This window comes from Phenylobacterium sp. (assembly GCF_037968635.1).
Taxonomy (GTDB): Bacteria; Pseudomonadota; Alphaproteobacteria; order Caulobacterales; family Caulobacteraceae; genus Phenylobacterium.
This window is the reverse complement of sequence record NZ_JBBKVV010000007.1, coordinates 37,775-49,348: the sequence shown is the minus strand read 5'-3', so window position 1 is coordinate 49,348 and position 11,574 is coordinate 37,775. Positions and strand designations below refer to the sequence as shown.

10 protein-coding genes and 1 pseudogene are annotated in these 11,574 nt (G+C 65.7%); 6 read left to right on the top strand and 5 right to left on the bottom strand.

Going from position 1 to position 11,574, the window contains the following annotated elements; genetic code table 11:
* The 5 genes from AAC997_RS00910 to AAC997_RS00890 form a co-directional block, all read right to left on the bottom strand.
* Positions 1-820, bottom strand: an 820-nt coding sequence (locus AAC997_RS00910) for a CsgG/HfaB family protein (protein ID WP_340643813.1), incomplete at its 3' end; no start/stop codon positions are given.
* A gap of 137 nt (positions 821-957) precedes the next feature.
* Positions 958-1,398, bottom strand: coding sequence for a curli assembly protein CsgF (locus tag AAC997_RS00905; protein ID WP_340643812.1), 441 nt, complete (start codon positions 1,396-1,398; stop codon positions 958-960).
* A 463-nt stretch (positions 1,399-1,861) separates the two neighbouring features.
* Complete coding sequence (locus AAC997_RS00900; protein ID WP_340643811.1) at positions 1,862-2,827, bottom strand: hypothetical protein; 966 nt, start codon at positions 2,825-2,827, stop codon at positions 1,862-1,864.
* A gap of 135 nt (positions 2,828-2,962) precedes the next feature.
* Positions 2,963-3,898 carry a hypothetical protein gene (locus tag AAC997_RS00895; protein WP_340643810.1) on the bottom strand — a complete coding sequence of 312 codons (936 nt, stop codon included), beginning with the start codon at positions 3,896-3,898 and terminating at the stop codon, positions 2,963-2,965.
* 77 nt (positions 3,899-3,975) lie between these two features.
* Positions 3,976-4,410 carry a hypothetical protein gene (locus AAC997_RS00890; protein WP_340643809.1) on the bottom strand — a complete coding sequence of 145 codons (435 nt, stop codon included), beginning with the start codon at positions 4,408-4,410 and terminating at the stop codon, positions 3,976-3,978.
* Positions 4,411-4,844: 434 nt separating this feature from the next.
* Here AAC997_RS00890 and AAC997_RS00885 point away from each other — a divergent pair.
* The 6 genes and pseudogenes from AAC997_RS00885 to AAC997_RS00860 all read left to right on the top strand — a co-directional run.
* Positions 4,845-4,952, top strand: a pseudogene (locus tag AAC997_RS00885) (leucine zipper domain-containing protein); the annotation flags it as partial.
* 882 nt (positions 4,953-5,834) lie between these two features.
* Positions 5,835-8,561: a PAS domain S-box protein gene (locus tag AAC997_RS00880; RefSeq protein ID WP_340643808.1), complete on the top strand. Its 2,727-nt coding sequence runs from the start codon at positions 5,835-5,837 to the stop codon at positions 8,559-8,561.
* Complete coding sequence (locus tag AAC997_RS00875; RefSeq protein ID WP_340643807.1) at positions 8,551-8,976, top strand: response regulator; 426 nt, start codon at positions 8,551-8,553, stop codon at positions 8,974-8,976. The genes AAC997_RS00880 and AAC997_RS00875 overlap by 11 nt, the downstream gene beginning before the upstream one ends.
* A 112-nt stretch (positions 8,977-9,088) precedes the next feature.
* Positions 9,089-9,298 (top strand): hypothetical protein, encoded by a 210-nt coding sequence (locus AAC997_RS00870; protein WP_340643806.1) that lies wholly within the window; start codon positions 9,089-9,091, stop codon positions 9,296-9,298.
* A gap of 60 nt (positions 9,299-9,358) precedes the next feature.
* A complete protein-coding gene (locus AAC997_RS00865) occupies positions 9,359-10,783 on the top strand; it encodes an amidase family protein (protein ID WP_340643805.1) in 1,425 nt (474 codons plus the stop codon).
* A gap of 13 nt (positions 10,784-10,796) precedes the next feature.
* Positions 10,797-11,558: a hypothetical protein gene (locus tag AAC997_RS00860; protein WP_340643804.1), complete on the top strand. Its 762-nt coding sequence runs from the start codon at positions 10,797-10,799 to the stop codon at positions 11,556-11,558.
* Positions 11,559-11,574 lie beyond the last annotated feature (16 nt).

Here is an 11,574-nt window from a genome sequence, read left to right as displayed (position 1 = left end):
CGGCCGGGGTCGGGGTCCTGCGGGCGGCCACGGGGTTGCTGGCCGGAATGGTCTGGGGCGACCGCGGGGCGGTGGACCGGCCGCCGAGGCTGGCCAGGTGCTTGTCGATCAAGGCAGCGGCTGCAACCTTGTCGCCAAAGGACCAGACGCCCTGGTGGGCGCCCTCAACGATCAGGTCGTAAGCCGCCTTCTGAACCGCCTGTTCCAGCGCAATCGTGCGCGGCTCATTGGCGGTGATACCGGTCTCAGCCTCCAGCAGGTTCTTGTAGCTGACATAGCGGAAGGCGCCGCCCTGCAGCCCGGCCGAGGCGACGGTCTTGCGGACCACCACCGAGGTCAGGACTTCCCCGGTCTTGGTCGCCACGGCGCGCAGGTAGACGGTGATGGTGTCCTGCCGGTAGTCGGCGTTGGCGCCGACGCCCAGGAGGCGCGCGCCGGCGCCGCCGGTGAGGGTGTTGGTGTCATAGCCGATGACGCCGCCCTCCAGCAGGACGCCAGCGAACAATAGCGAGGGCAGGGCCTCCGGATTGACCGCCTTTTCGCCCAGATAGCGGCTGCGCATCTCGGTAATGACCTGGCGCTCCTTCAGGAGATTATCCAGATGCTCGCGCTCCAGAACGGTGAACCACTTGCCGCCCCCGGCCTCGCGGAGGGACTGAATCAAGACCGAGGTGGCGCCCTGGGTCAGGGCCCGTGACAGGGTCTGGATATTGTCGGTCGGGCTGAATTGACCGGTCTGGTCGGTGAAGCCATAGACCGCCACCGCCACAGGCTGGCTCGGGTACGGCAGGTTGATGAGGTCCTGCGATGCGGAGGACATCCTGGCTGCCTGTGGCTGACTGTAGAGATGGGGGCGAGAAAAGCCCTGGGCGCCTGGGCTGGCGCATCCGGCCAGCGCCAGTGCGGCGCAGGTGGCAAACCAGAGGGAATGGGATCGAATGGCCATGCGAGGTGCTCCTAGCGGCCGCTCAGAAGGATCGGGACCGAGATGTTGGTGGTCTGCCCTGTCGTCGCATCGAGGATGTCGATGCTCACCGCGTCGAGGCCACGATTGAAGGTGATGGTCTGGCTTCCAAAGACGATCTGGCCGCTCTCCTGAGGATTGGCCCCGAAGATCGCGTCAGTGACGTTCGAAGCGAGCGCTGAGAGAAAGCGGCTCTGCAGCTGCTGCAGGAACTGGCTCGCTTGGGTTTCGCTGGCGCTGGCGCCAGTCACGGCCGGAGCCGAGTAGCTATTCTGCGCTCCAGCGATGGCCAGCAGATGCGCCGAATTGCCGGGGTTGCCACCGAACGACGGGTTCACAGGCTGGTAGGTCAGAGGTGCTGCGGCGGCGCACAGGGGAGGGGCGAAGCAGGCGAGCAGGGTCAGGGCGCACAGCGGCGCTTTCGAGAAAGGCATGCTTTCCTCAGGAAATGTCAGTGATGTTGGGGTGCGGGTCGCCGCGAAGGCCGGAGCTCAGCTGAGACCGAGGTTTCGGCGGTTAGGGCGTGGAGTGTTTCTGCCTATGCATCACGATCATTGTGTCTCCCCCTATTGGGGCCGCGGGTGTTCCTCAGAAGTCGTCACTAAGTCGCAGAACATGTGATTTCCAAAGGCCCAGCGACCCATTTTGAGGCGTTGGCTGCTGCCATGCGCCTCAAAATGAGACACTTTCTGCGAGCTCATGTCCGGCGGGGCCGACCGACCGACGGCGGTCAAAGTGTCGTAAAAACAAAGGTGTATCTCGATATTCGCACGCTTTTCTTGGTTGAGATCGGTGGCGCTCGGGCGCCTGCAATTGAGGGGGGAGCTTAAGGGGATTTTGACGGGCGGTTGGGCGCAGGCAGGCTGATGGCGTTCGACGAAGTTCAACCCGGGGGATCTACGGCGCCCCGGCATCGCGGCCCCGGAAGGCGGCCAGCCGCTCGATCCGGCAGGTCATCTGCCGCAGGGACGCCTCGATGCCATGCATCATCCCCAACAGTTCCGGCCGCGAAAGTATGGAATCGTCCACCACCAAGCCGTCGCCTCGCCGCGCCACCAAGCCGTCGACGAGGAGGCGATTGGCGTGGCGGCGTGTGGTCTCCAAGGAACGGTCGATGCGCCGGGCGACGGCGCGTACGCTGATCGGACGGCGCAGGATCTCTGGGGGCGGTTGGTCGGTTCGGCCGTATCGCGCCGACAGGTCGTCGTCCTCAAGCAAGGGGCGGTTGTTCGCTGTGAAGATGCAAAGGAAGGTGTCGGCCCGGGCCACATTGTTGTCGAGAAGGCTGATGTTCTCGATCATGAACAGGAATAGGAAGTCCGCCAAGAACAAGACGAATGGTTGGCGGCTGATCGTCGGCGCGCGCTCCCAGGGTCGGCGTACAAGCGGTGCGAGGCGGTCGGCCTGGACGGGATTTATCCAGCGGTCGAGCTCGCCAACCATCTCGCTCAGAATATCTAGTGTCCGTTGTGAAGCCGCAGCGACATGCTCATTTTGGTATGAGGCCGAGCGAACGATCACCCCACCTGGGAGCTGCTCGCAAAGGCCTCGCGCCACCAGGCGCTTGATGACCCGCCGGAGCGTTTCGTTGTCTACCCCATGGGTGGCGCCGAGCGCGCGCATGGAAATGGGCTGGCGCTGATGGTCAGGGAAACCGCCCTCCAGGTAGCGCTCGAGCAGGTCAGGCTGGGAAAAGACATACTTGATGTTGGCCAAGTCAATGGCCGGCCAGATGAGCGCGCACATGTGATCGCCGTCGAAGGCCCACCGCCAGGACATCGAGATCTGGAAGGCGTGCTCGAGCACGATGCGGGCAATAGGCCTGGCCATCGGATTTTCCGCGGCCGGCTGGAGCGCGGTCATCGCGATCCCCCAAAACGTTTAAACTTCCGCCGTGAGGGAAAGCAGAAGGTCTGGGGCCTGGAAAGCTTTACTGTCCCGTTTTGAGGCGAAGGGCGCAACTGATGCGCCGCAGAATGGGTCGCCAGGGCGGCTGACTTAATCCTCCCCGGCCTGAGCGGCAGCGACCCTTTCCATGCGGCGCAGCATCAGCAGAAGTGAGGCGTTGATGTCGCCGACGACCTTTACGAACGACGGTCTCGCTATTGCCTCTGATGAGACCACGAACCCTCCGCCTTGCTTCTCGATCAACCCTAACTCCCCGAGGCGGGCCACATGGCGGCGAGTGGTTTCCACGGCGGTGTTGAGGCGCCTCGCGATACCGCGAATGCTGATCGGCTCCCGCAAAGCCGCAGGCGGAGGCGTGTCCCAAGTTGCATACTTGAAATTCAGTTCATTATTTCTTAGTAAAGGTCGGTAGTTCGCAGTAAACACACAAAGAAATACATCTGATGTAATCACATTTCGATCAAACGCGGACTGCATTTCAACGCCAAATCGCACGATAAATTGCATGAAAAGGAGCGTGATAATTCGGGAAAACAGGCCGGAACTGTTGATCTTGTCGTCCCAGGGGCGGGATTGGACGACCGGTGGCCAGCCAATTTCAGACCGTGGAGCCCAGTATTCCAAGGCTCGGAACAGCGACGATAACTCCTCTAGAGCCCCCTCCGACGCGATGCGGATTTCGTCTCTTTCATAAGCGTCCGAACGCACAATTAAACCGTCGGCCAAACGTTCGCAGTATCCCCGATCCACCAGGCGACTGGCGCAGCGCCGGACGGTTTCGACGTCGAGGCCCAGGCTGTTTCCGAGCGCGCGGGTGGAGATCGGCCGGCGATCGCGATCCTCGAAACGATTTTCCTGAAGCAAGAGCGGCAGGTCTGACTGGGCAATAAGGTGCTCGGTATTGGCGAGGTCAATCGAGAGCCACGTAAGCATGCTCAGGTGGTGACCGTCGAATGCTTGTTTCCAACCCATACTGGCGTGGAAGGTATGCTCAAGCACCTGGCGAGTGATAAGCCGAACGGGCATGTTCCCCACCGCAGGTGTTGGCCACGTCATCTTCCGTCCCTCCGCGTCCTGAGTTCTCTGCGCGCCGGAGCGTCGGCCTATTGGCGGACGATCGCGAGGTTTCCGCTACCAGACTGGATGATTGTCGAGACCGAACTCGCGTTGACGGTCTGGTAGACTTGGGCTGTGTTGCCGGAGCCTGATTGTAGGATGATGCTTTGCACGTCCGGCACGGTCTGGCGCACCTCCGCATAGAGGCCAATGCCGTCCTGCTCTATCAGGCTGCGGGCGCCGCGGTCGACCGGGGCCGACGCTGCGCCGGCCTCCAGGGCCGTCAAGGCCTGCACCTCTGAAGCGAGATCGGACGTCATCGCCGTCCAGGCGCCGGATGCGGCCTGGCTCATCGACGCATCGGACACGTTGCCGGCGCCCACCTGGTCGATCATGGCGATACCGGCGGAGGCCGGGCTCGCAATCGTCACTGCGGCCATGAGGGCGACCGCTCGGGTCGCCAGTCCAAATTCCTTCAACATCCCGCCACCCTTGGTCTCGTTGAGGAGAAGGAGGGCGTGCGGCGGGTGCGTTCCGGACCAACCGGGATCATGCACACGAACCCATTATCGGAGCCCAGCGGCCGGACGCCTGCATTCTCCAGGCAGGGCGCAGTGTGGAGGAGGAAGGTTGAGGTCCGGTTTACCGCCACCGGCTCGTCCGGCGCTTGTAGCCGGTGACGAAAGCCCGAATCTGGACGCCGGCATCCTGCTCTCGGAGGATTTAAATGAGCTGATCTTCCGTGAACCTCGGTCGCCTCTTTCGTTCCTTTCCTGGGCGTCGGACTCGAACCCTGGACCTCCACTTCAGGAAAGCGGGGAGTGGCCTAGGTGTCGAAGCTATGAAGGTTGTTCACCCGGGATCGGGTTGAGAAAGTGGGGTTGCGAAGCTCCAAACTCTAACCGGGAGACCCCGGATGAACGTCCATAAGAATGCCCGTCTGACGCCGTCGGGTCGAGCCTTGCTGTCCGATCGTGTGGCCTGTGGTTGGACAGTGAAGGCCGCGTCGGCCGCCGCGCGTGTCTGCGAGATCGAAGCCCTGCGGCGTGAACGACTGACCGGCGCGGCGATCGCCGGCCGTCTGGGCATGGCGCGCTCGACGGTCGGCCTGGTGCTGCGCAGGCTGAGCCCGGGACGGCTGGCGAATTTCGTCAAACCCGGCGTAACGCTTCGGGTCGCACCGCGTCAGCTTCGTGTCTTTCCCCTATAGTCCGCGCCACCCGACACGTTGCGGACAGCCTGTGCTGACAAGTAGAGTTGGCCGGGCCGCAATGCCCAGACTCAGCCAGCGGTATAGAACGCCTCCAGAATTGCATGCATTGCGGCCGTTCCGAAACTGGCAGCATGCCTGAGCGTCATGTCAGGGCCCGCGCATGTCTGCGTCGATGACGCCTCGCGCTTAGCCTACCCCGAGATCCTGGAGAGCGAGCGCAAGGCAGACACCACCTTCCAGGTGCGCGCATATGCATCGAGGCTGGTCCACGCATTTACCCGGCAGCGCTAAGTGCCTGAAAACATGCGGCCGGATTAGATGGCGGTTTACAGCTAAGGGCCTGAATGATTAGTAGAACTGCCCGATTTTGGTACCGTCGTTCTAGGTTCGAGTCCTAGTTCCCCAGCCAATCTTCCCCGTCCTTCAGGACACCGGAGTCCGACGGTCCGAAACCGTCGGATGGTCGTGGTTCGTGCGGTCACCGCAGGTCCGCCCCGGCGAGACGTCGGAACGTCCGATTTCGCACCGACCGCCACCCCAGGTGGCTTCGGTCATCTGGCCCGACAACCAGCGCGCGCGCGCTGGTGTTTTGTCGCAGTTGATCGGCCTTCCGGCCTCTTGAATTCATAACTTGCGAAGAGGATTGAACGACGTTCGCTCAGTGCGGGCGGCACGGCCTCCGGGGGGAGTCAAATGTACACAGGCGGCGACATCAAGCGGCCGGCGACGGACGCCGACATCTATCATCTGCTTGTTGAGGCCAGCAGCGACATCCTGGTCCGCGCCAGTCTGGACGGCAGGATTCTCTACGTTTCGACGGCCTGCCGTCTCCTGGGCTACGAGCCGGAGGAACTGATCGGCCAACTGCCAGCCTCCCTGCTGCACCCCGAGGACATGGCGCGTTTCGATGCCGCCATGAAGGGCCTGAGCGGCGGCGTGATCGACGCCGCCACCGACCGCGCCCATCGATACCGCGCCAAGAGCGGGGACTGGATCTGGCTGGAGGGCAATCCGCAGCTGCTGCGCGATAACGCCGGCCGGCCCGTGGAGATCATCAACGCGTTCCGCGACGTGACGGGGCGAAAACAGGCCGAGGCGGAACTGGTCGCCGCCCAAATCCGGCAACAGGTGCAGCACAACCAGTTCGAGAACGCCTTCCACCATGCGCCCATCGGGATGGCCCTGGTGGGCCTCGACGGCGGATTCCTCAGACTCAACCGGGCCTTCTGCGACATCGTCGGCTATCCGGTGACCGAACTGCTGAGTCTGGACTTCCAGGCCATCACCCATCCCGACGACGTGAACGTTGATCTCGGCCATCTGGCGCGTCTCGTGGCCGGCGAGATCCCCAGCTACCAGATGGACAAGCGCTATATCCGCAGGGACGGCGCGACCGTCTGGGTGCGGCTGTCGGTTTCCCAGGTCTATGACGCCGCTGGACGGCCGAAGCATTTCGTCTCGCAGATCGAGGACCTCACAGCCCGCCGGGAGGCCGAGGACCGCTACCGGCTGCTGGCCGACGCCTCCACCGACGTCGTCCTCAAGGTCGATATGAACGACGTCATCCAGTACATCTCGCCCTCGATCCGCCGCTACGGCCATGACCCGGAGCAGTTGATCGGTCGCCGCGGGGCCGAGCTGATCCACCCCGACGACGTGAAACGGCTGCTGGACGAGGTGGCGCAGGTCGCCGCTGGCATCGCGGTCGATCCATCCCGGGACCGCAGCTTGCGCCTGCGTGACCATGACGGCCACGCCTGGATGGAGAGCGGCTCCACCGTCATCCGCGAGGCCGGCCGGCCGGTGGCCGTCGTCTCCCAGATGCGCGACATCACCGAGCGGCGCGCGGCCTATGCCGCCCTGGCCAAGGCTGAGGCCCAGTTCCGTCTGATGACGGAAAACGCCACCGACATGATCGTCACCACCAACCTGGACGGCGCGATCACCTTCGCAGCGCCGTCTTCCCGCGCGATTACCGGCTACGACAGCGCCGAGCTGATCGGTATGCGGCCGATGGAGTTCACCCATCCCGACGACGCCGCCGAGGTGTTGCGGGTGTTTACCAATGTCGCCTTGGGTCTGCCGGGGGAGGCCGTGCGCTGGCGGGTCTGGCACAAGCACGATGAAGGCTGGGTATGGCTGGAGTCCAATCCCTCCCTGCTGCACGGCGATCGCCCGCCTGAGGAGCAGATTTTCCTCGACGTGATCCGCGACGTCACCGCCCAGGTCGCCCAGGAGACCGCGCTCGAAGAGGCCACCGCCGCCGCCCAGGCCGCCGCCTCCGCGAAGGCGGAATTCCTGGCCAATATGAGTCACGAAATCCGCACCCCCCTGACCGCGATTCTCGGCTTCACGGGTTTGCTGTCGGCCCGCGAAGGGCTGGACGAGATCGCTCGCGGCCATGTCGACCGCGTGGCCGGGGCCGGCCAGGCCCTGCTGTCCATCGTCAACGACGTCCTCGACTTCTCCAAGCTCGAGGCCGGACAGTACGAGATCAAGCCGCGCCCGGTGTGCCCGGTCGAGGTCGCCCACGAGGCTCTGCTGATGTTCGCGCCCCAGGCGGAGGCCAAGGGACTGGCCCTGGAGTTCCAGGCCGACGATGGCGTGCCAGAGGCTCTGTCCCTGGACCCCGAGCGCCTGCGCCAGGTTCTGCTCAACCTGGTGGGCAATGCGATTAAGTTCACCGATCAGGGCCTGGTCTGCTTGCGCCTGCGCTACGACACCGGCCTGCAGCGGCTCCATGTCGCCGTGCAGGATAGCGGTTCGGGCCTGACCCCGGAACAACAGGCTGGCCTGTTCCAGCGCTTCTCCCAGGTCGACGCCTCCTCGACCCGCCGCCACGGCGGCACTGGCCTGGGCCTGGCCATCTGCAAGGGCCTCACCGAGGCCATGGGGGGGGAGATCGGCGTGACCGGCGCGCCGGGCCAGGGTTCGACCTTCTCCTTCTTCATCGCCGCACCGGTCGCCGCAGCGGTCTCGCCCACGGCCGAGGAGGGGCGGCAAGGTCTTGATCTCGAGGGTGTCCGGGTACTGGTGGTGGACGACAATCCCATGAACCGGGAACTGGCCAGGGCCGTGCTGGAATCCGCCGGCGCCGAGATCACAGAGGCCGGTGACGGCCAACAGGGGCTGCTCACCGCGACCCAGCTTCCCTTCGATGTCATCCTGCTCGACATCCGCATGCCGGTGATGGACGGGCCGGAGGCGCTGCGGCGCCTACGCGCCGAACCGGGCCCGAATGCGTCGATTCCGATCCTGGCCTTCTCCGCGGACGCCGACCTCGAACGCTACGCCGAGCAGGACGGCTTCGACGACGTCGTGCGCAAGCCCGTGGACGCCGCGAGCCTGATCCAGGCGATCGCCCATTGGACGCGATGGGATCTGGCCTTCGACACCGCGGACAGCGCCGATGCCTCATGAGATCAAGCAGACTCGCATCCTGGTGGTCGAGGACGATCCCATGGTCCTGGAACTCATCACCACCCGTCTCAGCCTGGCCGGCTTCCACACCTTCAACGCTCGCGACGGCTATGAGGGTCTGGCACGGCTAAAGGAAGTGTCGCCGGCCGCTATGGTGCTCGACATCAACATGCCCCGGCTCGACGGGTTCGGGGTCCTGAAGGGCATGAAGGCCCTGGGCATTGCGGTGCCCACCCTGGTGCTGACCGCCCGCAACCAGAGGTCCGACGTGCAGGAGGCCCTGAAGCTGGGCGCCTCGGACTTTCTCGCCAAGCCGTTCCAGGATCAGCAGCTCCTGGCCCGGGTCGGCCGCCTGATCCGCAAACCCGTTCCCCGGCCACCGCCTGGCGACGCCGCCCCCGCCGTGATCATCTGATCTCGCGCGGCGGTGTGGTTCTTGGTGAAAAAGGCGGCGCGACGGCGCCCGTGCCGGAACCGACCGGTCGCCGGACGGTTGGATAGGCTCCTCCTCCAACCGGTCACCCCCCATGACCCTGCCCGCACGTCTCAGCCTTCGACTCTGGCTCGCCGCCCTGGCCTCCGCCACCTGCGTGGGCGCCGCCAGCGGCGCGGCGCTTCGGCCCGGCCCGGAGGAGACCTCCGAGCCGCCGACTCCGCAACTCATCACCCTGTCCCAGACCGACATGACAACCTTCGATCCGCGCGACGCGTCCTGGCTCAAGGCCGGCGCAAGTTAGGCCTGTCGCTCCCTTCGCTTTTCGCCCAACCTGATCGCTGATCAGGCACGGAGCGCGACCATGGCCTTCAAGGAATACGCCGACTATGACGGCCTGGGCCTCGCCGCCCTGGTGGCCAGCGGCGACATCACCCCAGCCGAGCTGACCGACGCCGCCATCGATCGGATCGAGCGCCACAACGGCACGCTGAACGCCGTGGTCCACAAGGCCTATGACGAGGCCCGCGCCACGGCGTCGGCGGCCTTGCCTGACGGTCCGTTCCGCGGTGTGCCGTTCCTGATCAAGGACCTCGGCGCCCAGGTCCAGGGCTGGCCCCGCACCTCGGGCAGCCACTTCGCCCAGGTCCCGTCTGACGACGCCGACAGCGAGCTGGTCAGACGCTACCGCGCCACAGGCGTCGTGCTGGTGGGCAAGACCAACACGCCGGAGTTCGGTATTCCCGGCGTCACCAATTCCGACAAGCTGGGCGCCTGCCGCAATCCCTGGAACCCCGATCACATCTCCGGCGGCTCCTCGGGCGGCGCGGCCTCGGCGGTGGCGGCGGGCATCGTGCCCCTGGCCCACGCCAGCGACGGCCTGGGCTCGATCCGCATCCCGGCGGCCTGCTGCGGCCTGGTGGGGATGAAGATCACCCGCGACCGCACCCCGATCTGCGAGGTCTCCGACGGCGCGTTGGGTTTCTCCGTCCACCACGTGGTCAGCCGCACGGTGCGCGACAGCGCCGCCATGCTGGACGCCACCGGCTATGCCCAGGCGGGCGACCCCTTCCAGGCCCCGGCCAAGGACGGCCCCTATCTCGCCGACGTGGAGCGCTCACCCGGCAAGCTTCGCATCGCCTGGTCCCTGGAGACCCCCAACGGCCGTGAGATCGACCCGGAGATGACAGCCGCCATGGCCCGCACTGTGGACGCCCTCAAGCACCTGGGCCACGAGGTGTTCGAACAGGGCCTGGGCATCGACTACCGCAGCCTCTACCGCGCCCAGTCCCTGGCCAGCGCCTCCAACTTCTCGGCCAATGTTCTGCGCTGGATCGAGCGTCTGGGCCGCGAGCCTGGCGACGACGAGCTGGGACCGCTCGCCCGGCGCGGCTACGAGGCCGGCAAACGCATCACCGGCCAGCAGGCCTTCTGGGGCTTCCAGCAGCTGCGCCTCCTCAACCGCCAGATCCTGGCCGCCTATGAGGCCTTCGACGTCTTCCTGACGCCCACCATGAGCACCCCGCCGCCCCGTGTGGACTGGCTGGACCCGGCGCTGGATCCCAAGGACTTCGACAAGCGCCAGAGCGCCACCTACGCCACGACGCCCCCGGCCAACTTCACCGGCCAGCCGTCCCTGTCCCTGCCGCTCTGGCAATCGGAGTCAGGCCTGCCCATCGGCATGATGTTCACCGCCCGCTTCGCCGACGAGGCCACCCTCTACCGCCTGGCCGGCCAACTGGAAAAGGAACTGCCCTGGGCGGCGCGCAAGCCGGCGATCTGGAACTGAGGCGCTGATCCTCATGCCGGTCCGTGCGCTCACCCTGATCCTGACCGGCCTGCTGGCGGGCTGTTCGACGGTGGTTCCGCAGACCTCGATGCTGACCACCGTCTATCCGCGCGAGTTCCAGGACGGCTATTCCCAGAGCATCGTCCGTTGGGCGGACCCCGGCGACCTCGTCTGGCTGCGGGGGCACGAGATCTATGCCTGGAGCCTGGGCGACGTCACCTTGGCGGGCCACGTCCCAGCCACCGGCGAGGCCGTTGAGCGGCGAATCGGCGACTGGCGGTCCATCGGCGAGCTGCGCGGCGTCCGCTACTATGCCCCCGTAACCTATTTTCACGGCGCCGGCCGGCGGCCGGACACCCCGCCGCCCTTCGCCTGCGCCCCGGTGGAAGCGCCCTGGCGCGCCGCCCTCACCTGGACGCTTGGCCGCTGTCCGTCCCCTCGGCGCGTCAGCAGCGTCTCTCTCAGCCTGCGGGCCGATCCCCGGTCGTGGGAGGAGGCTTCCATCCGCCTGGTGGGGGTGGGCAATGGCGGCGCGGACTTCGTCTATCGGGAACGCCGCAACGCCCGCGACCTGGACACCTCGACGCCGCAAGCCACCGAGGTGCGGTTCTCGGTCAGGCCAGGCCAGGTCCAGGACCCCGGCAGCGTCTTCCCCGAGACCGTCCGCAGCGAGGTCCAGCTCCGGGTCGAGTCGATCCAGGGCCAGCGGGTCTTCTATCACCTTGAACGCCGGGTCTGGCCCTGCCGCGATCCGGGCGGCTGCGTGGAGGAGTAGGCTCCCGTGGCCACGC